Raw genomic sequence first — 23,364 nt, 5'->3', positions numbered from 1 at the left:
CATGCCACTTGCTTCTCGTAACCCTCTGCTCACCCCGTTGCTCGGCCTGAGCGTCGCTGTTGCCTTGGCCGGATGCGCCACTTCGCCGCGCGACATGCAAACCGACCCGGCGCTGATGCAGCAAGCCTTGAACGGCGCCGGCGACCCTGCCCCCGCTGCCAGCGCCGAAATGCCCGCCGCAGGCAGCGCCGACGCACCTGCCGCAGCCACCCCGCGCACGGCGCCTGGCCGGCAGATCATCAAGGGCAACCAGCGGTTCATCCGGCCCGCCTCCCCCGCAGCATCAAAGGCCCAGGCCGAACAAGGCGACATCGTCTTCAACTTCACCGACCAGCCCATCGAGGCGGTGATCAACAGCGTCATGGGCGACCTGCTGCACGAAAACTACAGCATCAGCCAAGGCGTCAAAGGCAGCGTGAGCTTCTCTACCTCCAAGCCGGTGACCAAACAGCAGGCGCTGGCGATCCTGGAAACGCTGCTATCGTGGACCGACAACGCCATGATCCGCCAGGGTGACCGCTACGTGATCCTGCCTGCAGACAAGGCCGTCGCCGGCAAGCTGGTGCCCGAAACCACGGTCGCCCAGCCGGCCAGCGGTTTGGCCGCCAGGCTCTACCCGCTGCGCTACATCGGCGCCAGCGAAATGCAGAAACTGCTCAAACCGTTCGTGCGCGAGAACGCCTTCCTGCTGGTGGACCCTGCACGCAATGTGATCAGCCTGGCAGGCACCCCGGATGAACTGGCGAACTACCAGGACACCATCGACACCTTCGACGTCGACTGGCTCAAAGGCATGTCGATCGGCGTTTATGGCTTGCAACGCGCCTCGGTAGCGGAACTCATGCCGCAGCTGCAGAAGCTGTTCGGCCCCGACAGCGGCATGCCGTTGTCGGACATGGTCAGGTTCATGCCCAACGAGCGCACCAACTCGATCGTCGCCATCTCCGCACAACCGGAATACTTGCAGGAGGTCGGCGACTGGATCAGGACCATCGACGAGGGTGGCGGCAACGAACCGCAGCTGTTCGTGTACGACGTGCGCAACATGAAAGCCGCCGACCTGGCGCGTTACCTGCGCCAGATCTACGGCTCGGGGCAGATCGCCGACGACAAGGCAGCGAAGGTTGCGCCAGGGCTGAAAACCACTAGCCTGACTTCGCTCAACGGTAGCGCTGGCCAGTCCTCGCAAGGCCTGGGCGGCATGGGCAGCCAGGAGAACAACAGCGAAGACACCTCGGGCGACGCGTACGACGACGCTGAACAAACCGACACCAGCAGCGTCGAGCCCGGCGACGCCTCGGCCAAGAGCCTTGAGGAATCGGTACGCATCACCGCGCAGAAAAGCAGCAACCAGCTGCTGGTACGGACCCGTCCGGCCCAATGGAAAGAGATCGAGTCAGCGATCAAGCGCCTGGACAGCCCGCCGCTGCAAGTACAGATCGAGACGCGCATTCTTGAAGTGAAGCTCACCGGCGACCTCGACCTCGGCGTGCAGTGGTACCTGGGCCGCCTGGCCGGCAACTCGTCCAGCACCACCGTCGCCAACGAAAGCGGCAGCCAAGGCGCACTGGGTGCCGGTGGCGTCGCACTGGGCAGCAGCTCGATGTTCTACTCCTTTGTCAGCAACAACCTGCAGGTCGCCTTGCGCGCCCTGGAAACCCGCGGCCTGACCCAGGTGCTCTCGGCACCGTCACTGGTGGTACTGAACAACCAGCAGGCGCAGATCCAGGTCGGCGACAACATCCCGATCAGCCAGACCACCGTCAACACCAGCACCTCCGACACCACCCTGAGCAGCGTCGAGTACGTGCAGACCGGCGTGATCCTTGACGTGGTGCCACGGATCAACCCCGGTGGCCTGGTGTACATGGACATCCAGCAGCAGGTCAGCGACGCCGACGACAGCGCCGTCACCACCACCCAGCCCAACCCGCGCATTTCCAGCCGCGCCGTCTCGACCCAGGTGGCCGTGCAGAGCGGCCAGACCGTGCTGCTCGGCGGCCTGATCAAGCAGGACAACGGCCAGTCCGATACTCGCGTGCCCGGCCTTTCGAGCATTCCCGGCCTGGGCTGGCTGTTCGGCAGCACCTCTAAAAGCCGTGACCGCACCGAGTTGATCGTGCTGATCACGCCCAAGGTGGTGAACAACCCCGAACAGTCGCGGCAGGTGACGGCTGACTACCGTCAGCAGATGCAACTGCTCAAGCTGCAATCGGCAGGCGCTCACTGAGGCAGGCTTGGGGTAAACTGGCCGGCGCCATGGAAGCCGACAGGACAAGGAATGCTACCCCCCTCATCTACACACAAGGCCCGTGTGCGCCGTGCACTGGTGCGCTGGCTGCAAGCGGCCGCGCTGCTGCACTTGCTGGTAGGCCTGGGCCTGACCTGGGCCGGCAATACCGCGCTGCTTGGCACCTATCAACTGAGTATCGAGCAGGCGTTCTGGGGCCAGGCCGCTCCGGCAGCGGCTCGCCACCAGCAGGTCTGGTGGCTCGCCCTGTTTGGCGCCACCCTGCAAAGTTACTCACTGTACATGCTCGGTCTCATTCACCTGGGCAACCGCCTGCGCAGCCACAGCGCCTGGGCGTGGCTGGCGTTCGGCATCGTGCTATGGGCGCCCCAGGACGTGCTGGTGTCGCTGCAGGCCGGGATGTGGTCGCACCTGGTCATCGATGCCCTGGCGTTGCTCGCCCTGCTGCCCCCTTTGCTGTGGCTTTACCGCCATGACCGCCCCACCACCACTTTGAAAGGACTTGAACGTGGCTGATCTGCCGATCCTGACCTGGGCCATCAACCTGCTGCTGATACAAGGGGTGCTCGGTGCCCTCGACACGCTTTACCACCATGAACTGACCGTTGCTTTGCCCCGACGCCACAGTGCACGGCTGGAGCTGGCCATCCACGCGGTGCGCTCCTGCTGCTACGGCGTGCTGTTTCTGGGCATCGCCCATGTGGCCTTCCAAGGGGTCTGGGCGGTTATCGTGGCCGTCGTGTTCACCCTGGAAATAGGCCTGACCCTGTGGGACTTCGTGGTCGAGGACCGCAGCCGCAAGCTGCCGGCCATCGAGCGCATCATGCACACCGTGCTGGCCATCAACGCAGGGGCCTTCTTCGCCCTGTACGGCTTGCAACTGCTGCAGTGGTCCAGCCTGCCCACTGGCCTGGCTGCACTCGACCTCGGCTGGCGCGGCTGGTTGCTGACGCTGTTCGCCGTTGGCGTGACGGCTTCGGGTGTCCGCGATGCACTGGCCACTCTGCGCATGCAACGCAGAGGGTTGCCGGCCAACCCTTTTGCAGGCGGTGCCTACCAGCAGGTGCTGGTGACCGGTGGTACCGGTTTTATCGGAGAGACCCTGGTCAACCAATTGCTTGATGCGGGGCATACCGTCAGTGTCCTCGCCCGCGACCCACTGCGCGCTGCGTATCTGTTCGACGGCCGCGCCCGCTGCCTGCGCAACCTCGACAAGCTCGGCCACGACGAGCGTTTTGATGTGGTCATCAACCTGGCCGGGGCGCCGGTCGCCGGGCCACGCTGGACCGCCCGCCGCCAGGCTCAGCTACTGGCCAGCCGAGTGGGCACCACCGAGGCGTTGCTGCGCTGGATGCAACAGGCCAGGCACAAGCCGGCGCTGTGGATTCAAGCCTCTGCCATTGGCTATTACGGCGTGCGCGAAAGCAGCCAGCGCCTGGACGAAACGTCCGACAAAGGTGCCGGGTTCATGGCTGAGCTGTGCGCACGCTGGGAAGCGGCGGCCAGCCCTGCCAACCAGTTCGGTACTCGCCAGGTAGTCCTGCGCCTGGGCGTGGTATTCGGCCCTGGGGGTGCCTTGACGCCCTTGCTGATGCCGTTGCGCCTGGGCATGGGCGGGCGCATGGGGGATGGCCAGCAGATCATCAGCTGGGTGCACCGTGACGATGTGCTGCAGGTCATGGCGCGTGCGATGGCTGACCCCTCGATGCAAGGCACCTACAACATGGTCGCACCCGAGCCCGTCAGCCAGGCCGAGTTTGCTGCCACCGCTGGCAAGCTGCTCAAGCGCCCCGTCTGGCTGCATGTTCCGGCAGCGCCGGTGCGTGCCCTGGCCGGCGAAATGGCCGAACTGTTCTTCGATGGCCAGCGCGTGTTGCCGGCTCGCCTTGAGCAGTCGGGCTACCGCTTCAACTACCCGACGCTCGATAGCGCGCTGCGTGACCTGGCCTGAGGAGCAATCATGAGCAAGCCCTTGTTGTACCTGCTGGCGGGCAATGGTAGCGCCGCCGACTGGTGGGAGGATGCCATCCCGCACTTTCAGCACTACCAGGTTCAAGCCTTGGAGTTGCCGGGGTTCGGTGACAATCCAGAACCGCCCTGCGCAGACCTGGCCGACTATGCGCAAGCGCTGCTGCGCCTTACCCGCCCTGGCCAGGCAATCCTGGCGGTCGGCGTCAACGCGTTGATCGTGCTGCATGCACTGCAGCGCCGCCCGGGGCATTTCAGCCGCAGCGTACTGCTGGCACCGGTCGGCGCATTCCTGTGGCAACGTCGCCTGCCGGCGCTGATGTCGCCGCTGCCCCTGCGCAAAGGCATCCATTGGCTGCTCAGCCATAAGCCGCACTGGTTCGCCCACAAGTTTTCCGTGCAGCGCTGGACACCTGCGCAATACCGCCGCATGGGCGAAGGCTACCGCCGTTGCAGGGCCTTTGTGCCCTACTGGGACCAGCTGCGTGCCGACACCGCGTTGCCGCTGCTGGAATGGATAACCGACCCGGTCGAGCTGGTATGGGGCGACCAGGACCAGGTGCTGGGTATCGCGCAGGCTGCAGCGTGGTCGGCGATACTCGCCCGCGCCGACCTGCGCATCAGCTTGCAGGCTGGCTGGGGGCACTACCCGTGGATCGACGCACCGGCCACGTTCGCCGCCTGGCTGGAGTCCGGCCCTGAAGGCTTCGTCGCCCACACCAAAGGTGGCCGCCTGCGCCTGGCCGAGCTTGCCGGGCAGCCGGTGCCCAAGGCCTTGACCTTGGCTGACAGCGCCGACCCGCGCCTGCCCCCACTCCTGGCTTCGGCCCCCAACGCGTTATGGGCCGTGCGTTCATCCAGCTATGGCGAAGACCAGGCCGATGCCGCCAACGCAGGCCTTAGCACCACTTACTTGCGTGTACCCAGCGACCAGGTCGCGGCACGCGTCAGGCAATTACGCAGCGAGGGGGTTGAGGAAGTGGTGGTGCAGCGCTTCATCACCCCGCTGGTTTCCGGCATCGCCTTCGTTCGCCACTTGGCCGTGGAGGTGGAATGGCTGGAAGGCCATCTGGAAGCCCTGGCCGACGGCCAGGCGACGCCACAGCGGGCCACGCTTTCGCGCCTCGGCCCTGCCTGGCGCAGCGGTGAGTTCCAAGCCCTGCAGGGTTTGACAGCAACCGCACTGTGGCGCTTTTTGCAGGGTGTGCTCAAGGCATTCCACTACGTGCCGGGCGATGTCGAGTGGGCGTGGGACGGCCAGCAGCTGTGGCTGCTGCAATACCGGCCGATCAGCGAGCATGGCTGGCGTCGCCACCTGACCTCGGCCAACATCGCAGAAATTCTGCCGCCACAGCCCAGCCGCTTCGTCGAGTATGGCCAACGCCGCGCCGCCGCCAGCATCCCGGCGATCATGGCGCGCTGGGACAGCCGTGTGCTGCAAGACAACGAGCCTTTCACTGCCGTTTTCGGCGGTGCCTCGTACATCAATAACGATTTGTTCCTCGCGCGTTTATCCGACTGGGGCATCTCGGCCGCCAACTATTCGGGTGAAGTCGGCGGTGCAACCCCGGCCCTGCCGTGGCGCCCGCTGCGTCTGCTGCGGTCACTGCCACGGCTGTGGCGCATGCAGCGCAGTGCCCGTGCTCACCTGCAAAACCTGGCACCCGGGCTGCAACGTTTCGACCAGGAGCTGGCGCAACTGCGCGCCGACGGTGCCGATGGCCAACAATTGGCCGACTGGTTCTGTCGCTTCTACGTCTTCGTAGTCCAAGGCAACCTGTGCATCGCCACGGCGCTGGCCAGCAGTGGCGGCGCGCTGCTGGGGAGGCCGCCTACCGCCTACGACAACCTGCAGAACAGCCCACACCGCCTGCCTTGGGAGACAGACCCCGGCACCCCGCGCCCTGCCCTGACCGACCTGCCGCTGCAGCCGCTACCGGCGTGGCCGGCCTCCATCACGCTGGCACACAGGCTCGGCCTGCCCGGCCTGCGCGGCTATTACCTGCAGGTACGCGAGTGGTACCGGGACAACCTGATGCGGATTTTCTTCCGCCTGCACCATGCCATGCCCGAAGCGCAGCGGGCGCACTGGTTCGGCCCTCACCCGCAGGTGCGCAGCCGCGATGGCAGCTTCTGGCAGGACGGTAGCCAGGGCAGCGAACAGGCCACAGGCTTCATGATCTACCCCGGCCAGGTGCAAGGCATTCTGGGCCAGGACATCCTCCTCGAAGACAGCCTGGACCCCGGCCGCCATGCTGAGTATCAAGCCGCCCGCGCCGTCATCGCGCGCATGGGTGGGCGCCTGTCCCATGGTTCCACCTTGCTGCGCGAACTGCGCAAGCCGTCCGCGGTACTCCCGCAGGTGGGCAGCGAGTGGCTGGGGTGCGAGGTGCTTTTGCATGACGGTGAACTGCGCTTGGTAGCGGCACATGGCGCGGGCCTCGCCACACCACGGGCCTCCTGAACGACAAAGGACTGTAAGACAACCCTTATGCTACCTGTTCGAAAAATATTGCTGACCCAACTGGGTCTGGTGTTGCCACTCACGCTGAGCGGCTGCTGGAGCACGTTCATGCATTTGGATGGGCAGCGTTGCGTCTACCCGGGCACGCGCTTCGGTTGGAACTTCGCCACCGAGAACAGCGGGGCCTGGATCGCGCTGGTGGATGTGCCGTTTTCTTTCGCACTGGATACCGTGCTACTGCCCTATGACCTCACCGCATTTCTACCCCAGGGCATGGGTGGCGATGACAAGGAATGCGATCTCGGGGGCTCGCTCCACGTGATGTAGCAGCCCCTTGCACCAGGCCCGGATCATCCCAAGCAACACGCCCGGGATTTGCTCGCAGGTCAAAGCCCTGACAGCGCCTGATGCAGGTTGACGTCTGCAGCGTCTACCTCCTCGATGGCCAACTGCCCCTCGAGTTCGTCCAGGTGCTCGATCATCTGGCCCACGGCGGCCTGGGTATCACCGGCGCGCAACGCATCGATGATCGCCTGGTGCTCGTGCGACGCGCAGGGCGGGCTGTCGCCCCGCTGGTAGAGGGCGACGATCAACGAGCTGCGCACCATCAGGTTGTCGAGGATGTCGGCCAGCACCTGGTTGCCGCTCACCTCCCCCAGCAGCAGGTGAAACTCGCAGAGCTCCCGCACGATCGCGCGGCGGTCGGTGCTGGCGGTCGCGGCACGTTCGTCGTGCATGTGCTGTTCGATGCGCGCCTGATGCTCGGCGATACGCGCCGGGGTGATGGCCTCGACGATCGCCCGCTCCACCGCACGGCGGGCGGCGAAGATTTCGCGCGCTTCACGGGCGCTGGGCTGGGCTACGGTGGCGCCGCGGTTGGGCTCGATGTCGACGATACGCTGCATGGCCAGGCGCTGCAGCGCTGCCTGTACGTGGTTGCGGTTGGCTTGCATGATCTCGACGATATGCGCCTCGACCAGCCGCACACCGGGCCGCAGCCGATGCTGGGCGATGGCCTTGGCGAGCACCTCGGCGATACGCTGGACTTCCTGCTGCTTGCTGCTGACCGGCTTGTCTTTCATTGCAACCCCAAAACCCTGAAACGCATTCGGCCGGCATTATCCGCCGGCCCATGCGGCGCGGCAATCGGCGCGGTTCAGCGCCGGTGGCCGAGGCAAGCTGTCGCAATGCGCATTGAACTAATCAGATTCCCCAACTCCCTAACCCTGTGCAACAAGCCCACTGACACTCATTTGGAAGGATCACTATGAAGCGCGAACAGGTTGAAGGTGTTGCAGAGAAAATCGCAGGTAAAGCGCAGAGTGCGGTAGGCCGCTTTATCGAGGACCCGGCACTGGAGGCCGAGGGCGACGGGCGCCAGGCAGCCGGCCAGCTCACCAAAAGCTATGGTGATGCCCTGAACAACGTCTCCACTTTCGTCAGAGAAAAACCGATCACCGCCCTGGCGATTGGTGCAGCCATCACGCTGGTTGTATCCCGCCTGCTGCGCCGCTGATCATCAGGCTTGAGTGGCGCAGAAGGCCCCTGCTGCGCCATTCTGCAGCCTTCACCTCAGCTCGGCCATTTTAGGGAGCGTGGCAATTGAACCCTCGCGTGCGCACCGGCACATCTGACCCGGCGCTCGATTGGCTGAACTTTTTCCTGGCCGATGTCCGCGATGGGCTGGGCCCTTACCTGGCGATCTACCTGCTCGCCGTGCATAAATGGGAGCCGGCGAGCATCGGCTTGGTGATGACCTTGGCGGGCGTCTGTGCGCTGCTCACCCAAGCCCCGGCCGGCGCCCTGATAGACAGAACCCCTTCAAAACGGGCGGTGGTCGCGATTGCCGCTTTGCTGGTAACCGGCAGCTGCCTGGTACTGCCATGGATATCGTCGTTCGGACTGGTGGCCCTGACCCAGGCTGTTGGCGCCATCGCAGGCTCGGTGTTTGCCCCTGCGATTGCCGCCATCTCGCTCGGCATCAGCGGGCCGAAGGCGTTTACACGACGCATGGGGCGTAATGAAACCTTCAACCACGCGGGCAATGCCTGCTCGGCGTTGCTAGCCGGTGGGCTGGCGTACCTCTTCGGCCCCGTGGTGGTGTTCTATCTGATGGCCGCCATGACCGTGGCCAGCATGATCGCCACACGACGGGTCCCGGCCGATGCCATCGACCACGAACAGGCGCGTGGGCTCAACCACGGCACGCTGGGTGAACATGCCCAACCGGTGGGCATGCGCGTTCTGCTGCACAACCGACCACTGCTGGTATTCGCGGTGTGCTGCGCGCTGTTTCACCTGGCCAACGCGGCCATGCTGCCGCTGGTCAGCCAGAAGCTCGCCCAGGCCAACCTGCAACTGGCCACCCCGCTGACCAGCGCCTGCATCGTGGCGGCTCAACTGGTAATGGTGCCCGTGGCCATGCTGGTGGGCGCCAAGGCCGACGCCTGGGGGCGCAAGCCACTGCTGCTGGCCGGGTTCCTGATACTGCCGCTGCGAGGTGTGCTCTACGTGCTGTCCGATGACCCGTTCTGGCTGGTGGCGGTGCAACTGCTCGATGGCATCGGCGCGGGTGTATTCGGGGCGCTTTTCCCGGTCGTGGTCAAGGACCTGACCCAAGGCACGGGGCGTTTCAACGCCAGCCTTGGGGCCCTGTCGGCACTGTTCGGTCTGGGCGCGGCACTGAGCCCGGGGGTTGCCGGGTTGGTGGTGCAATCAGCGGGGTACAGTGCTGCATTTCTGACCTTGGCGGGCATTGCCGGGGCAGCATTTCTGCTGCTGCTGGTGGCCATGCCGGAAACGCGATATGCCGGTGATGCCAACGCGCCGTTGCCTGCGCCGTTCTAGGTATCACGCAGCTTGTGTCAGCCCGCCAGGAGGTGCTCAAGCCCCTGGCGATAACGCGTCACTTCAAAGGCCGTAAAGCGCTGCTTGAACTTGGAGGAATCGAACAGGTTGTCCTGCGCGTAGCGCGGTAGAAGCTCCCGCAGCTCACGGACCTGTGGCGATACCAGGGCGGCAGCCGTCAGTAGCCACTTGCCGAGCACCCGATAATCCGCCTTGCGACCGCCCACCTCGGCGGCCAGGGCCACGAATTGCCGGTAAGTGAGGCGGTCGTCGTCGCAGGGCAAATGCCACGTTTGCCCGAACGCATCCGGCGCGTTGCCCAGCGCCGCCAGCGCACGGCTGGCATCGGGCGTCCAGATGAGCGTGCGCAGCGTGTCATCGCGCACCGGTACCCGCGGTGTCTTGCCAGCTTTGAGCTTGTCGATGACCAGGCTATTGGTGATGCTTTGGGTTTTGTCCGGGCCGTAAAACTCAGGGGCACGTCCGATGAGCACAGGGATCTCGCCCCGGGCCATTTCCTCCAGCACCATGGTCGCCATGGCTGCACGTACCCTGCCCTTGCGGCCGACTGGCGCGAACTCGGTCGCTTCGGTCAGCAGGCGGTCGTCCTGCGGGTACATGTAGGTATTGTCGAAGTAGACGAATTTGGCCCCTGCCGCACGCGTTGCGTCCAGGGCGTTCTTCAGCATCACCGGGAACTGCGTTTCCCACAGCTGGGTGTCTGGCGGCAGGCCCGCCGTGAAGTAGACGATGCTGCTGCCCTCCACGGCCTTGGCGGCCTGCGCCGCATCGAGCAGGTCGGCGGGCATGAGGCTGTCGGCGTCGTTGACCTTGCGTGGACGGCGGCTGACCAGCCGCAGCTCCTGGGTGAAAGAACGGTTCAGTTCACGCGCCAGTTCCACGGCAATTTGCCCGGTGGCGCCCAAGATGGTTTGCATGCGATTTCCTCGAAACTGGACGGCGGGCCGGATTGCCTCAGGCGGCGCCAGTGTTCATACCTTAGGGTTGAAGTAAGGTTCAAGGTCAAGCATTGCCAGGGCTTCTTCAGGCGCAAATCTCGGTTTATAAGCGTGGTGAATGCCGCAAGGGGTGCTCATGGGCATCCTGGCAGTGGTTCTGCCGACGGTTGTTTTGTTGTCTGTGGGTCATTGTATCGCGGGAATCTCCGTCGCTTGACCGGGCCTCTTCGCTGGCAAGCCAGCGCCCACAGGTACAAGATAACCCACGGCACTGCGGGGTACCTGTGGGAGCCGGCTTGCCGGCGATGAGGCCCGATTGGCAAGCGCAGGTTTCGACCTTTAATACAGCGTGCGCGGCTCCGCCAGCATCCTCATCTGGCGGCTGAACCTGGCGCCGGGACTGGAGGCCTCGAAATGACAACAACCAATGTGAAATCCCGATTCGAAGCAAAGCTGCTTCGTCCGGCAAAACCTGAAACTGATGCGGCATGGGCATTCGTGGTGTTGCCAAAGGCCGTGAGTGCACAACTTCCAAGACGCGGAAGAACAACCGTTGATGGGACAATCAATGGGCAGCCTTTCAAGGCAACCCTTGAGCCGGATGGTCAGTTGAGCCATTGGCTGCAGATCAGTCCTGCGTTACTCCAAGCCGCCAACGCGGCCATTGGCGACACCGTTGCGCTGGAGTTGGCCCCTGTGAAGAAGGAGCCCGAACCCGAGGTTCCAGCGGATTTGGAGAACGCATTGGCAAACGCCCCTGAAGCGCGGGAGGTCTGGAACAGTACGACAACCCTCGCGCGAGTGGACTGGATACACTGGATGACCTCAGCCAAACAGCCCGCGACGCGCGCAAAACGCATTGCCAATGCATGCGACATGCTTGCATCCGGCAAGAAGCATGTGTGCTGTTTCGATCCGTCTGGCTACTACAGCAAGGCCTTCCGTGCGCCAGAGGTGCAATAGCGAGTGATGGTTTTCGTTGGATATGCCTGGGAAGGCGTGCAAATTGCTCAACGAGAGCGGCATTCACTGAGGGCTACAATCCAGGCCTGATCCGCCCTCAAAAGCACATGAAAAGGAAGTCAGATAATGGATGTACGTTGCAACTCCCTGGACGAAGTCCGCCAACGCATCGATGAGATCGACCGCAGCATCGTTTCTCTTCTCGCCAAACGCGGAAGGCTCGTGACGCAAGCGGCGGGCTTCAAGAAAACCACCGATGATGTGCGTGCACCTGCGCGGGTCGAGCAAGTCATCAGCAAGGTTCGTCAAATGGCGGATGAAACCGGTGCCTCGGCCCAGGTGGTGGAGCAAGTCTACCGGGCGATGATCTCGGCCTTCATCGCTGAAGAGCTGAGCACCCATGCGCAGCTAGCCAGCGAGCACTCTGCATCCTGATGACAAAGCGCGGCTCATCGGGCCCGCTCAGGCTGCACCCTTGGCCTGCTGTTCCAGGTGCACCTGCAAGGTCGGGTCGATTTGCAGGGCGCTGGCCAGCTCGTCAAGGTAAGCCCGCTCTGCGGCCTGCTGGTCATCCACCAGCATCACGCTGGCCAGGTACATTTCTGCCGCCATTGCCGGGTCCCGGGCCGACTGTGCCACTTCGGCAGCATCGAGTGGTTTGCTGACCTCGTCATCCAGCCATTGCTGCAGTTGCGGGTCGTCGGTGTGGCGTTTGATTTCGCTGTAGATCAATTGCTCTTCCTGGGCGTCGATGCGACCGTCAGCCTTGGCGGCCGCAATCAGCGCGCGCAAGATGGCATGGCTGTGGCCCTCGGCCTCGGCGCCGGACAGCTGGTCGACGGTACGCATGGCCGGTTGCGGCGCTGCCGCCTGGCTGCGCTGCCAGTTTTGATAGGCCTGGAACGCCATCATGCCCAACGATGCCAAAGCCGCGTAATTGACGCCCCCCGCAGTGCGCCCCTGGGCATAGCCGTCAGCGCTGCGGCCGCCCCCCAGAATGCCGCCCAGTAAACCACCAAGGCCACCACCGCCACCCGTTGCACCACCGCCGCCAAGCAAACCGCCCAGCAAGCCGCCCAACCCGCCGCCCAACCCGCCTTGCGATGATGGGCCACCGCTCCGTTGCTGCGCTTGCGCGCCCTGCCCGGCTCGAAGCAACTGTTCAAGCAGATCGCTAGTGTTCATGGCACCGCCCTCGGTCGGTAGTGTTTGCCCCGACAAGCAACGATAGTCCCGTCAAGGTAATCCGCCATGACCGTTTGGCCGACGTAAGCCGGTAGGTGGGCGGACATCTGCAGGCCCTGGCCGCTTCGCAGCCCATCGCCGGCAGGCGCGGCTCTCACAGAACAAACGCTAACTTGAGCGGTCGGTAAGCTGGGCTGCGAGTTATGTCAAGCCCGCGAGCGCGACGAATACCCTGTAGCAGGCGCCGCGTTGGATGGCACCGGCTTCGCCGGTGTTCGCGGCTGAAGCCGCTCCTACAGGATCGCCGCCAAATCAGAGCTGGAAAGCGGCCGCTGGTGAACGGCAGCTACCGACCCATTGCGCAGTCGCCACAATGGCTCAGCTGCAGCTCGTGGAGTTCAGGTCGTTGATCACATCGTCAAACGCGCTTCAGCAGTCCTAGCCATACCCTGCTTGCTTGCACTGTCTTCATCCTTGTCTTGTCCCAGGGCGCTCAGCTGCTGACACATTGCCATCAGCCGGGAGCGGTATCCAAGAGCCTCAATAGTCGATGAAGTTCAAGCAGGCCCTGCCTTTTTGCATTTTTGCGGTAGGTTTCGCATTCTGCCTCGGTGACAGCACCGTAAACTTGCATTCGCAACGAATAGGAATTCGCCATGATTGTCGGGATTGACCTCGGTACGACCAACAGCCTGGTCGCGGTATGGAACGAACACACCAGTGAACTTGTGCCCAATGCTCTGGGGCAATTGCTGACCCCGTCTGTGGTCGGGCTCGACGACGAAGGCCGGATACTGGTCGGCCAGGCTGCCCGCGAACGCTTGTGCACACACCCGTCGCTGACCGCGGCGCTATTCAAACGGCATATGGGCAGTGCCCGCACGCTGCAACTGGGCGCAACGCCGTTTCGCCCCGAAGAGCTGTCGGCGATGCTGCTCAGAAGCCTCAAGGAAGATGTCGAGCGCACGTATGGCGAGACAGTCACCGAAGCGGTGATCAGCGTGCCGGCCTACTTTAGCGATGCCCAGCGCAAGGCGACCCGCATCGCCGGTGAGCTGGCCGGGCTGAAAGTCGACAAGCTGGTCAATGAGCCGACCGCCGCGGCGCTCGCCTACGGCCTCCCCCAGCAGGGCAGTGAGTCGTCGTTTCTGGTGTTCGACCTGGGCGGTGGTACCTTCGACGTGTCGATCCTCGAGCTGTTCGACGGCGTGATGGAGGTCCGTGCCAGCGCAGGCGACAACTACCTGGGTGGCGAGGACTTCGATCAGTTGCTGGCCAGGCAGTTTATCCAGGCCCACGCGGAAGATCCGCACTTCCCGGATAGCGCGTCGATCAGCCCGCTACTGCAGCGCGAGGCCGAGCGGGTACGCATCGCACTGGGCCACTCGCCCACCAGCGATTTCGTGCTGCAGGTCGGTGCGCGACGCTGGCAGCACACCTTCACCCAGCAGGCCATGGCCACGCTGTTCGAGCCCCTGCTTGAGCGGCTGCGCAACCCTGTGGAACGCGCCCTGCGTGATGCCCGCATACGCAGCGACGAGTTGGACCAGGTGCTGCTGGTGGGCGGCGCCACGCGCATGCCGCTGGTACGCAAGCTGGCTGCCAGCCTGTTCGGCCGCTTCCCTTCGGTGCAGCTGAACCCGGACGAAACCGTGGCGCTCGGCGCTGCGGTGCAGGCCGCCTTGAAGGCACGGCACGCGGCCCTGGAAGAAGTGGTGCTGACCGACGTCTGCCCCTATACCCTTGGCATCGCGACATCGCGCCGGGTGGGCAACGAACATGAGAGTGGGCACTATCTGCCGATCATCGAGCGCAATTCCACCGTCCCGGTCAGCCGAGTGAAAACCGTGTGCACAGTGCATGAAGCGCAAGAGATCGTGCAGGTGCAGATCTACCAAGGCGAGAGCCGCCTGGTACGTGACAACATCCCCCTGGGCGAACTGGAAATCCCGGTGCCGCCGAACAAGGGCGTGGTTGACCTCGATGTGCGCTTCACCTACGACAGCAACGGCCTGCTCGAATGCCAGGTCAGCATCCCCATCACTGGCGAGCAGTTCGCGCTGGTCATCGAGAACAACCCCGGCGTGCTCAGTGCCGAGGACATTGCCGAACGCCTGCACAAGCTCGAAGCGTTGAAAGTGCACCCACGCGACCAGCAGGTCAACACCCTGCTGGTCGCCCGCCTGGAGCGCCTGTACCAAGAAAGCCTGGGCGAGCGTCGCGAGCTGGTAGACCTTTGGGCCACGCGGTTCCAAGAGGCGCTTGCCAGCCAGGATGAACGTGTCATTGGCCAGGCGCGCCATGAGCTGGGCGCGCGCATGGCATCATTCGAAAGCAGCGACGGACGCTGACCGATGAACTCAGTTTCCGATTGCTGGCAAGTGCTGGAGCTTGCATCCGCGTGCGACGAGCGAAGCCTCAAGCGCCAGTACGCCAAGCTGCTCAAGGTCACGCGACCAGACGAAGACCCGGCCGCGTTCCAGCAGCTGCGCGACGCCTATGAACAGGCGCTGCAGGCGCTGCAGGGGGAGCGCACGGATGCTCAAGTTACCGAACGCGCGCCACCGCCCGACACACCACCCGCCAGCCGTACGCTTCACGCGCGCTCAGCCCATGAGCAAGCCGTTGCATTGCTTGACGGGTTCGTCGACTCGGCCATCGAACAGGTCTGGCCCGAAGCGCAAGCAAAAGGCATCGAGGGCGTCTTCGAACGCCTGTTGTTCGAGCGTTGCCTGCGCGCAGCGTCGGCCCATTCCCATACCCTGCACTGGGGCATCGAACAGCGTCAGTGGCTCACCCCTTGGCAGCAGTTTCCCGCCTCGGACGCCGAACAGCAGCGCCTGGCGCTCATACTCGCTGTCACCCTCTACAACGCGCTCGAACAATCACTGGCCGCAGGCGAGCATGAGCGCTTCAGCGGCATGCTCGAGCGGGCCAGTCGCCAAGGCTGGCTAGCGGACCTGGAGCGTCGCCAAGCGCTTCAAGTGCACGTGCTGAACCTGTTGCTGGACGATGAAGGCTGGCCGCCCGAGCTGTTCGAGCACCTGTGCCAGATATTCGCCTGGAACGCATCAGGTGCCGAGCCACCGATTGCGGACGAGCACTGGCAAACCCTGCGCAGGCGTTACCAGCAGCGAGCCTGGCTGAGCCACCTTCGCAGCCTGGCGGATCGACGCGAGGCGCAAGCCAGCCCCGATGCCAACGCCGCCGCGCTGTTTCTGTTGGCGCCCCAACCTGAGCGGCAAAAGGCATTGGCCGCCGCCTTCGTCGAGGCCGACTGGCAAGCCTGCGAGCGCCTGTCAGAGGCGTTCGCAGCGCGCTACCCCGACCTGTTGGGGATGTTCCCCAACCATGACGCCTGGTTCTGGAAAACGCTGGTCGAGCCCCGCGACCCGCCCCATGGCGTCAAGCGCGCCGCCGCTGTGATCACACTGGCCCTGGCGCTCAATGGCCTGCCCAAGCTGGACCCTGTCACCACGTTGATCATGCTCCCGCTTTACGCGGCGGGTGGGCTGCTTGCAGCGAAGATGGGCCAGTGGCTGTTCGGCCACTGGGCACAGATTGCCGCCAGCCTTCAGGACATCGATCAACGCGTCAGCGCCTGGTGCGTCAGCAAGCGCATCACCCGTGACCGCCGCCACCTGGTCATACGCAACGCAGGGCCGTTGCTGGGGCTGGCCCTGCTGTTATGGCACTGGCTGGGGCCGCTTGGCCTGGGCACCTACGTGCTAATTGGCATCATCGGCCTGCTGCAACCAGCCGATTGGGGGCCGCAGGCCCGCGACTACCGCTGGCGCAGGCCGCTGCAGGCGGTGTATCGGATTGCCGGGCTCAGTGGCGTGCAGTGGCTGCTTTGCAGCGTGATGGTGGTGGTGATCGGTTGGGTGCGATTGGTATCCTGATGGCCTTTGACACCCAAGCCTGCACTCCCGAACGACCTTTCCTGGCAAAGGTAAGACCGCGCTGCAAGGGTTGCAGGAACACGGCTGTGTCGAGCTGGAGCAACGCGCCGAAGCGCGATACTTTGCCGTGGCTGCACAGCGGCGTCACAGCGCTGCTTGTTGGCGAAACAACTCAAGGAAGCTAAAGATGACCCAACCTCCGAATGGACTACCGATCTACCGCGTGCTGACGGGCCCCGATGACGCTGGCTTTTGCCGGCGGGTCAGTGAGGCTTTGGAACTCGGCTACCGACTGCATGGCGGGCCTTCGCTCACGTTCAATGGCCAGGATGTGATCGTGGCGCAGGCCGTTGTTTGGTCTGGGCAGGCCGCTGGTCACTGACGGCTACCGCCCCAACGCTGTGTAGTCAGTACCGGCCTCATCGCCGGCAAGCCGGCTCCCACAGAACAAACGCTAACTTACTGATTTGGCGGGGATCCTGCAGGAGCGGCTTCAGCCGCGAACACCGGCAAAGCCGGTGCCATCCACCGCGGCGCGCGCTTCGCGGCTGAAGCCGCTCCCACAGGGTATGCGGCGCACTCGCGTGCTTTGTTCTCTGCGCGACAACGCAGCCCGAAGGCCTGGGCAATCTCCCACAGAGATATAACCAGTCCCCGGGCCTGCGCAGTACCTGTGGGAGCCGGGCTTGCCGGCGATGGGCCGCGAAGCGGCCCCGGCCTTCGGGTGGCCGCCATGACATCGTCTGCGCCTATGAGATCGAGCGCCGCCCGCGCGGCGCATCGCGGATAAATCCGCTCCTACGTTTGTTTTTGGCCAATTATGTCTGAGGGGTGCGCCCACCAGACCCTTACCATTTTCCTCCGAGCCTCAAAACGCATCTGGCAAGCATCGCCCATCCCAGGCAATAATGCGACTGATTAGCAATAACACCGACATGGAATCTTTCGGCATGTCCGCTCCGCACTCCCTGCAACACCTCTACGTCGAGCACCACGGCTGGCTGCAAAGCTGGCTGCGCACACGCTTGAACAATGCAGCTGATGCCGCAGACCTGGCTCATGACACATTCCTGCGCATATTGCAGCGCCGTCAGGTTCCCGCTGTGCTGGAGCCACGCGCCTATCTACGTACCATCGCACGGGGCCTGGTGATAGACCTTTGGCGGCATCGGGACATAGAACAGGCCTGGCTGGAAACCTTGGCCGGGCTGCCGGAGGTGCAAGTGCCGTCACCGGAAGTCAGTGCGTTGGCCATTGAGGCATTGGTCAGCATCGACCGCATGCTGGACACATTGCCTGAGCGCATGCGCAGCATCTTCCTGATGGCCCAGCTCGACGGATTGCCTTGCCCGCGCATTGCCGAACACTTGGGGATTTCGCTGTCGACCGTCGAACGTGATCTGGCCAAGGCTTTGCGCCATTGCTATCACCTGATGTTCGAGGCACCGGTTTGAAAGACGCCGGGCTGCAAAGCCTGCCGGAACAGGCGCTCGAGCAGGCCATCCAGTGGTCCATTCGTATTACCTATAACGAACCCGACGCGGCCACTCGCAACGCCTTTGAGGCTTGGCTGGCCAATGATGTGTCGCATCGGATGGCTTGGGCGCGCTTGCAGAGCCTGAGCAGTCACTTCAGCAACATGCCTGCGGGGCTGGCACGTCAGGCGCTGGGCAAGCTGCCAGAGGCGCGGCTGCAGCGCCGTCAGGTGCTCAATCTGCTCGCACTAGGGGGGGTATCGGCAACGTTTGCATGGGCCGGTCGCGATGAGTTTTCCTGGCAACGTCTGGTCGCTGATCACAGCACCGGCGTTGGCGAGCATCGAAGATGGGTACTGAGCGATGGCAGCCTGCTGGAGCTCAATACTGACAGTGCTGTGCGCCTGCGCTTCGACGTCGATGCACGTGTGGTGGAGCTGCTGCGTGGTGAGCTGTACCTGGCCACCGGTGCCGATCGCTCCAGCACGCGGCACCGGCCACTGCAGGTGTCGACAGCATTCGGTGCGTTTGAAGCCTTGGGTACCCGGTTCAGCGTACGCAGGCTCCAGCAAAGCTGCCTGTTGGGCGTAACCGAGGGCGCGGTAAAGTTGCAACCGCTGGCCGGTGAGGCCGCCGTTGCCCAAGCCGGGGAGACTTGGGCGATGACGGCCAGCAGCGTGCAGCGCATGCCTGGCAATGCCGAGGATGCGGCAGCTTGGCGCGACGGCGTGTTGGTTGCACGTGAGATGCCCCTGGCCGACGTGCTCGCTGAACTAGGCCGCTACCGCAACGGTTACCTTGGATGCGAGTCACGGATTGCCCAGCGCAGGATCAGCGGCAATTTCAATCTCGAAGACACCTACGGGACGCTGGCTTTCATCGCCCAGACGCATGGCCTGCGCCTGCGGTCCATGACTCAATACTGGGTTCGCCTTGGCGTTTGATCTCGTTACACCTCGACTTCGGCAGGTGAGAAAAAAATGAGCGGTTTGTGAAGGGGTTTTGTTTTTCGCCCGGCATACACATCAGAACAACTCATTTGCCAACGAGACCTTCACGTGCCCCATCAGTCGCCACTTCGCATCACCATCCACCGTGCCCTGATCTGTGCCAGCCTTGGCCTTGGTAGCATTCCCTGCCTCGCCCAGGCGGCCACAGCCGGTTACAGCGACCAGGTACATGACCTGGCACTGCCTGCCGGCTCGCTGGATGCCGCGCTCACCGCATTAAGCCGCAGCACAGGCCTGAACATCGCGTTCGCTCCTGGCGATCTGGCCGGTAAGTACACGCCTGGGCTGCAAGGCCGCTTCAGCAGCGCCCAGGCGCTTCAGCGATTACTGACCGGCAGCGGCCTGCAGGCCGTGTTGCAGCCGGACGGTGGCTACCGCCTGATAATGGCCCCGGATAACCTTGCGGCGGGTACCGTGGCGCTGGACCCGACCAGTGTGGTGGGCATCGGGCTCGGGGCCACCACAGAGGGTACAGGCTCATACACCACCGGCACCGCCAGCGTCGGCGGCAAGACCCAGAGAACCCTGCGTGAAACGCCGCAATCGGTCACGATCATGACCAAGCAACGCATGGAAGATCAGAACCTTAACAGCCTGACCCAGGTGCTCGACCAAACCACCGGCATCACGGTAGTCGGTGGGAACGACTCGAAAAACGAGATTTACTCCCGCGGCTTTCTCATCCGCAGTATCCAGGTTGATGGTGGGGCGCCCATGCTGCGCAACGAGGCGTATGACAGCCTGCCAGATATGACAGCCTTCGATCACGTCGAAGTGCTGCGCGGGTCCGACGGCCTTTTTGGCGGAACGGGTGACCCGGGAGGCAGCATCAACCTGGTGCGCAAGCGTGCGCTACCGTACAACCAGTTGAAGATCAGCCAGTCCGCCGGCAGCTGGAACAACTACCGCAGCGAGATCGACCTCACCGGGCCGCTGGCCTTCGAGGGCGCTCTGCGTGGTCGAGTGGCCATGTCGTATGAGGACAAGCAGTACTTCTATGACAATGCCGACAGCGAAAAGCACGTGATCTTCGGCACCCTGGAAGCGGACCTGACGCCCGATACCCTGCTGACAGCAGGCGGTACCTACGAGTGGCGAGACATGGACGGTTATTGGGACAGAGGGCTAGTCCGCTACAAGGACGGTACGCCGTTGAACGCTTCGCGCAGCACATCACTGGCCGCCGACTGGTCCTCCAACAACTACAAACGCACCGACTATTTTGCCAAGGTCGAGCACGCATTCGACGAAAACTGGAAGTTGAACAGCAGCTACACCAAGACCAGGTTCGATTCCACCCAGGACATCGGTGAGGTGAAATCTTCGATCACCCAGGGTGTTGCCAATGGAGGAACGTTCTCGCGCTTCATTCGCGGCTACACCAACGACCAGGATCTGTTCGATATCAACCTCGCGGGCAAATTCGATGCGTACGGCCTGCAGCACGAATGGTTGATAGGGGCTGACTACTCGGAAGTTAAACGCACCTATTCGGACCACACCGACTTGAGGACCGCCAGCGACATCAATGTGCCGTTCGACCCGGCCACCGATGACGCCGGCTCCATGCCCAAACCGGCCAAACCTGGGATCTATTACTACAACCCGGACTGGAACCAGCGCAAATCCGGCGCCTACACCACGTTCAAAGCACAGCTGGCAGAGCCACTGCACCTGACCCTTGGCGCCCGCTATTCCGACTACCGTGACTATGTGCGCACGGTGGTGCCTAGCTTCAACATGGACACCCCGGTGAAGGAGAGTAACCGCGGGGTCATCACCCCATTCGGCTCGCTGGTGCTGGATGTAAGCGAGCAATGGTCGCTTTACACCAGCTACGCTGAGATCTACCAGCCCCAGACAGCCTACAAGAGCCTCAGCGGTTCGCCGCTCGATCCGATCGAAGGCGAGACTTATGAGTTAGGGACCAAAGGCGAACTGTTCGGCGGTCGGTTGAACGTCTCGTCTGCGCTGTATTACACCCAGCGCATGAACGAAGCTGTCAGCACAGGTAACGGTTTCTACACGGCCTCTGGCGAAGCCATCAGCAAGGGCCTGGACAGTGAAATCTCCGGCGAACTGGCGCCGGGCTGGCAGGCCATGGTGGGCTACACGCTGAACTTCAACGAACAGCGCTCGGGAAATACAACCAGCAATAACGGCAAACCGACCAGCTCACAGACACCCAAGCATCTGTTCAAGTTTTTCACCACGTACCAGCTACCGGGGAATTTCGAGCGGTGGAAGGTGGGGGTCGGCGCGACGATCCAGAGCGATAGCTACAAAAGTGGTACCGTGCAGCAGCGCTTGCCTGACGGTGGCCTGAGCAGCGCCGAGGCTTATGCGTTCGAACAGTCAGGCTATGCGGTGTGGAATGGCTTGGTCGAGTACAAGATCGATCAGCATTGGACCGCGCAACTCAATGGCAACAACCTGTTCGACAAAACCTATTACCAGACGGTCGACTCCACTGCTGGCGGCAACTGGTACGGCGCGCCTCGCAACTATATGTTGACGCTACGCGGAACGTTCTGAGCCGATTCGGTCGAGATCTAAACCCTCTGTGAGCAGCATGGTACTTACAGGCTCTCGCAGGATTGGCGTACGCATAAGTCGGCATCCGAATGTCCACTTCGGGTCGATAGCGGCCCATTGTGAATGGCTGTTCTTTCGACCCATGGCGGACACCGCCCCAACGCTGTGTAGTCAGTACCGGCCTCATCGCCGGCAAGCCGGCTCCCACAGACATATAACCAGTCTCCGGGCCTGCGCAGTACCTGTGGGAGCCGGGCTTGCCGGCGATGGGCCGCGAAGCGGCCCCGACCTTCGGATGTCCGCCATGGGCGAAATAGGTCAATGGAGACCGGCTGCTTTCGACCCATAGCTGCCAGTGATTTGAGCAATATCTGACCAAAAGCAGCCGTTCAGCGATAGCTTCGGATGCTGATTTGCGCCGTGTCATCAATGTCAGGGAAGGCTTTGTCACGTAGTCGAAGCCTGCCAAGTGCCCGGCGTTCGTGGCATTGCTCGGTAGAAGAAAGCCCTCAGTTGAAAACGTCGATGGTTCCAAGCGCGATAGCCGCAACGAACATCACCAAGCACGTACCGATGCTCCAGCCGATGGACGCTCGCTGGTTGTCGCCGTAGTCCAAATCGAGCAGTCCACAGAGCAGATAGGTCGAAGCAACCAGGGGGCTGAGCAGATGGACTGGCTGCCCGATCAGGCCGGCGATGGCCATCTCCGTAGCGCCGATGCCGTAATGGCTCGCAGTTTCGGCCAGGATAGGGAGGATCCCGAAGTAGAACGCGTCGTTGGTGAGCACGTAGGTGAAAGGCATGCTGAGGAACGCCGTGATGACCGACATGAAATGGCCAGCGGATTCAGGAATTACATGGATCAGGCTTTCCGAGATCGCCTTGATCATCCCTGTCCCGGACATGATCCCGACGAAGATGCCCGCGGCGAAGATCAGCAGGGTTACCGCCATGACGTTGTCGGCATATTTTCCGATGACGTCCTTTTGGTCTTTGACGCTCGGGAAGTTAACCAAGACGCCCAGGCCGAAGGCCAGCATGAAGAGAATCGGGAGGGGCATGAGGCTCAGCATCATCATGGTTATCAGTGTGAGGGTGAGCACAGCGTTGAAGAGGAAGCGCCAGTCGGTCAGTTTGAACTCGGTGAAGTGGCTCATGACCTCATCGTGATCGAGTTGCACGACACCCAGACGACGGCGCTCCCGACTACCAAGATAGAAGGCCGCGAAAATCACCCAGCCCGCTCCCGCGATCATCAGCGGCAGCATCTCGATGAACAGTTCAGTGATATCTACGTGCATGGCGCTTGCCGCACGCGAGAAGGGCCCGGCCCAAGGGAGGATGTTCATCACCCCGTTAGTTAGCAACAGAACGGTGGCCAGAACTTGCAGGCTCATCCCTGTACGTCGGTATAGCGGAAGGAGTGCTGCGGTGGTGATGATGTAGGTCGTGGCACCGTCCCCATCCAGGCCCACGCACATTCCGAGCACAGCGGTGCCGATGACAATCTTCAGCGGATCGCCTTTCACACACTTGAGGATCAGTTTGATCAGCGGGTTGAACAAGCCTGCATCGGTCATCATGCAGAAGTAGAGGATCGCGAAGGTCAGCATGATCCCTGTCGGGGCCAGCATCTTTACGCCATCGAACATCATGGGCCCGAGCTGGGTTGCAAACCCACCCAGGCTTGCGAATGCAACCGGCACTAGAATCAGGGCCACCAGTGGTGACAGGCGTTTGCTCATGACGAGGTACATGAAGCACACGATCATTGTGTAGCTCAAAAGAGTGAGCATGCTGCCCTC

General features: G+C 63.0%; 19 protein-coding genes. 15 read left to right on the top strand and 4 right to left on the bottom strand.

What is annotated here, in order from left to right:
• The first annotated feature begins 1 nt into the window (after window position 1).
• The 5 genes from gspD to ACNQPL_RS12845 all read left to right on the top strand — a co-directional run bounded on the left by gspD (window position 2) and on the right by ACNQPL_RS12845 (window position 7,010).
• The gene (gene gspD, locus ACNQPL_RS12865; protein WP_416466965.1) at window positions 2–2,230 is read left to right on the top strand and encodes a type II secretion system secretin GspD; all 2,229 of its coding nucleotides are present in this window, start codon (window positions 2–4) and stop codon (window positions 2,228–2,230) included.
• A 51-nt stretch (window positions 2,231–2,281) separates the two neighbouring features.
• Complete coding sequence (locus ACNQPL_RS12860; protein WP_416466945.1) at window positions 2,282–2,767, top strand: cell division protein; 486 nt, start codon at window positions 2,282–2,284, stop codon at window positions 2,765–2,767.
• Window positions 2,760–4,202: a TIGR01777 family oxidoreductase gene (locus ACNQPL_RS12855; protein WP_416466944.1), complete on the top strand. Its 1,443-nt coding sequence runs from the start codon at window positions 2,760–2,762 to the stop codon at window positions 4,200–4,202. Before ACNQPL_RS12860 ends, ACNQPL_RS12855 begins: the two co-directional genes overlap by 8 nt.
• Before the next feature lie 9 nt (window positions 4,203–4,211).
• Window positions 4,212–6,683: an alpha/beta fold hydrolase gene (locus tag ACNQPL_RS12850; protein WP_416466943.1), complete on the top strand. Its 2,472-nt coding sequence runs from the start codon at window positions 4,212–4,214 to the stop codon at window positions 6,681–6,683.
• A gap of 108 nt (window positions 6,684–6,791) precedes the next feature.
• On the top strand, window positions 6,792–7,010 hold the full coding sequence (locus tag ACNQPL_RS12845) for a YceK/YidQ family lipoprotein (protein ID WP_346616062.1): 219 nt from the start codon (window positions 6,792–6,794) through the stop codon (window positions 7,008–7,010).
• A 59-nt stretch (window positions 7,011–7,069) separates the two neighbouring features.
• Here the strand turns inward: ACNQPL_RS12845 and ACNQPL_RS12840 are convergent, their stop codons facing one another.
• Window positions 7,070–7,765, bottom strand: coding sequence for a GntR family transcriptional regulator (locus ACNQPL_RS12840; protein WP_416466942.1), 696 nt, complete (start codon window positions 7,763–7,765; stop codon window positions 7,070–7,072).
• Window positions 7,766–7,950: 185 nt separating this feature from the next.
• Here ACNQPL_RS12840 and ACNQPL_RS12835 point away from each other — a divergent pair, with 185 nt between their 5' ends.
• Together ACNQPL_RS12835 and ACNQPL_RS12830 are read left to right on the top strand one after the other, a co-directional pair.
• Window positions 7,951–8,199 (top strand): CsbD family protein, encoded by a 249-nt coding sequence (locus ACNQPL_RS12835; protein WP_346616060.1) that lies wholly within the window; start codon window positions 7,951–7,953, stop codon window positions 8,197–8,199.
• 86 nt (window positions 8,200–8,285) lie between these two features.
• Window positions 8,286–9,530, top strand: a complete 1,245-nt coding sequence (locus ACNQPL_RS12830) for an MFS transporter (protein WP_416466941.1) — start codon at window positions 8,286–8,288, stop codon at window positions 9,528–9,530.
• A gap of 17 nt (window positions 9,531–9,547) precedes the next feature.
• Here the strand turns inward: ACNQPL_RS12830 and ACNQPL_RS12825 are convergent, their stop codons facing one another.
• Entirely contained in the window at window positions 9,548–10,468 is a 921-nt protein-coding gene (locus tag ACNQPL_RS12825) for an NAD-dependent epimerase/dehydratase family protein (RefSeq protein WP_416466940.1), read from the bottom strand.
• Window positions 10,469–10,903: 435 nt separating this feature from the next.
• Between ACNQPL_RS12825 and ACNQPL_RS12820 the strand changes: the two genes are divergently transcribed.
• Complete coding sequence (locus ACNQPL_RS12820) at window positions 10,904–11,452, top strand: YdeI/OmpD-associated family protein (protein ID WP_346616058.1); 549 nt, start codon at window positions 10,904–10,906, stop codon at window positions 11,450–11,452.
• Between the two features lie 126 nt (window positions 11,453–11,578).
• Window positions 11,579–11,887 carry a chorismate mutase gene (locus tag ACNQPL_RS12815; protein ID WP_346616057.1) on the top strand — a complete coding sequence of 103 codons (309 nt, stop codon included), beginning with the start codon at window positions 11,579–11,581 and terminating at the stop codon, window positions 11,885–11,887.
• 27 nt (window positions 11,888–11,914) lie between these two features.
• On the opposite strand, the gene ACNQPL_RS12810 is transcribed toward ACNQPL_RS12815, so the two are convergent.
• Window positions 11,915–12,637, bottom strand: coding sequence for a tellurite resistance TerB family protein (locus ACNQPL_RS12810; RefSeq protein WP_346616056.1), 723 nt, complete (start codon window positions 12,635–12,637; stop codon window positions 11,915–11,917).
• Between the two features lie 656 nt (window positions 12,638–13,293).
• Here ACNQPL_RS12810 and ACNQPL_RS12805 point away from each other — a divergent pair.
• From ACNQPL_RS12805 to ACNQPL_RS12780, 6 genes are all read left to right on the top strand, one after another.
• Complete coding sequence (locus ACNQPL_RS12805; protein WP_416466939.1) at window positions 13,294–14,988, top strand: Hsp70 family protein; 1,695 nt, start codon at window positions 13,294–13,296, stop codon at window positions 14,986–14,988.
• 3 nt (window positions 14,989–14,991) lie between these two features.
• Window positions 14,992–16,539, top strand: a complete 1,548-nt coding sequence (locus ACNQPL_RS12800) for a J domain-containing protein (RefSeq protein WP_416466938.1) — start codon at window positions 14,992–14,994, stop codon at window positions 16,537–16,539.
• A gap of 187 nt (window positions 16,540–16,726) precedes the next feature.
• Window positions 16,727–16,921: a DUF1737 domain-containing protein gene (locus tag ACNQPL_RS12795; protein ID WP_416466936.1), complete on the top strand. Its 195-nt coding sequence runs from the start codon at window positions 16,727–16,729 to the stop codon at window positions 16,919–16,921.
• A gap of 568 nt (window positions 16,922–17,489) precedes the next feature.
• On the top strand, window positions 17,490–17,993 hold the full coding sequence (locus ACNQPL_RS12790) for a sigma-70 family RNA polymerase sigma factor (protein ID WP_387526213.1): 504 nt from the start codon (window positions 17,490–17,492) through the stop codon (window positions 17,991–17,993).
• Window positions 17,990–18,958, top strand: a complete 969-nt coding sequence (locus ACNQPL_RS12785; RefSeq protein ID WP_416466934.1) for a FecR domain-containing protein — start codon at window positions 17,990–17,992, stop codon at window positions 18,956–18,958. The genes ACNQPL_RS12790 and ACNQPL_RS12785 overlap by 4 nt, the downstream gene beginning before the upstream one ends.
• A gap of 114 nt (window positions 18,959–19,072) precedes the next feature.
• Window positions 19,073–21,559, top strand: coding sequence for a TonB-dependent siderophore receptor (locus ACNQPL_RS12780; RefSeq protein ID WP_416466932.1), 2,487 nt, complete (start codon window positions 19,073–19,075; stop codon window positions 21,557–21,559).
• Between the two features lie 509 nt (window positions 21,560–22,068).
• Here ACNQPL_RS12780 and ACNQPL_RS12775 read toward each other — a convergent pair.
• Entirely contained in the window at window positions 22,069–23,355 is a 1,287-nt protein-coding gene (locus ACNQPL_RS12775; RefSeq protein WP_346612517.1) for a citrate:proton symporter, read from the bottom strand.
• Window positions 23,356–23,364: the final 9 nt, after the last annotated feature.

The sequence above is a fragment of the Pseudomonas sp. LFS044 genome (assembly GCF_047978245.1).
In the GTDB taxonomy this organism is placed as follows: Bacteria; Pseudomonadota; Gammaproteobacteria; order Pseudomonadales; family Pseudomonadaceae; genus Aquipseudomonas.
The sequence above is the reverse complement of the archived record's forward strand: the minus strand, read 5'-3'. Positions and strand labels throughout refer to the sequence as shown.

What these genes read in the sequence shown, in the direction of transcription:
- ACNQPL_RS12805 (WP_416466939.1), top strand. Translation starts at nt 13,294, where the DNA reads ATGATTGTCGGGATTGACCTCGGTACGACCAACAGCCTGGTCGCGGTA.
- ACNQPL_RS12860 (WP_416466945.1), top strand. Translation starts at nt 2,282, where the DNA reads ATGCTACCCCCCTCATCTACACACAAGGCCCGTGTGCGCCGTGCACTG.
- ACNQPL_RS12790 (WP_387526213.1), top strand. Translation starts at nt 17,490, where the DNA reads ATGTCCGCTCCGCACTCCCTGCAACACCTCTACGTCGAGCACCACGGC.
- ACNQPL_RS12845 (WP_346616062.1), top strand. Translation starts at nt 6,792, where the DNA reads ATGCATTTGGATGGGCAGCGTTGCGTCTACCCGGGCACGCGCTTCGGT.
- ACNQPL_RS12850 (WP_416466943.1), top strand. Translation starts at nt 4,212, where the DNA reads ATGAGCAAGCCCTTGTTGTACCTGCTGGCGGGCAATGGTAGCGCCGCC.
- ACNQPL_RS12815 (WP_346616057.1), top strand. Translation starts at nt 11,579, where the DNA reads ATGGATGTACGTTGCAACTCCCTGGACGAAGTCCGCCAACGCATCGAT.
- gspD (WP_416466965.1), top strand. Translation starts at nt 2, where the DNA reads ATGCCACTTGCTTCTCGTAACCCTCTGCTCACCCCGTTGCTCGGCCTG.
- ACNQPL_RS12795 (WP_416466936.1), top strand. Translation starts at nt 16,727, where the DNA reads ATGACCCAACCTCCGAATGGACTACCGATCTACCGCGTGCTGACGGGC.
- ACNQPL_RS12840 (WP_416466942.1), bottom strand. Translation starts at nt 7,765, where the DNA reads ATGAAAGACAAGCCGGTCAGCAGCAAGCAGCAGGAAGTCCAGCGTATC.
- ACNQPL_RS12800 (WP_416466938.1), top strand. Translation starts at nt 14,992, where the DNA reads ATGAACTCAGTTTCCGATTGCTGGCAAGTGCTGGAGCTTGCATCCGCG.
- ACNQPL_RS12820 (WP_346616058.1), top strand. Translation starts at nt 10,904, where the DNA reads ATGACAACAACCAATGTGAAATCCCGATTCGAAGCAAAGCTGCTTCGT.
- ACNQPL_RS12810 (WP_346616056.1), bottom strand. Translation starts at nt 12,637, where the DNA reads ATGAACACTAGCGATCTGCTTGAACAGTTGCTTCGAGCCGGGCAGGGC.
- ACNQPL_RS12835 (WP_346616060.1), top strand. Translation starts at nt 7,951, where the DNA reads ATGAAGCGCGAACAGGTTGAAGGTGTTGCAGAGAAAATCGCAGGTAAA.
- ACNQPL_RS12825 (WP_416466940.1), bottom strand. Translation starts at nt 10,468, where the DNA reads ATGCAAACCATCTTGGGCGCCACCGGGCAAATTGCCGTGGAACTGGCG.
- ACNQPL_RS12775 (WP_346612517.1), bottom strand. Translation starts at nt 23,355, where the DNA reads ATGCTCACTCTTTTGAGCTACACAATGATCGTGTGCTTCATGTACCTC.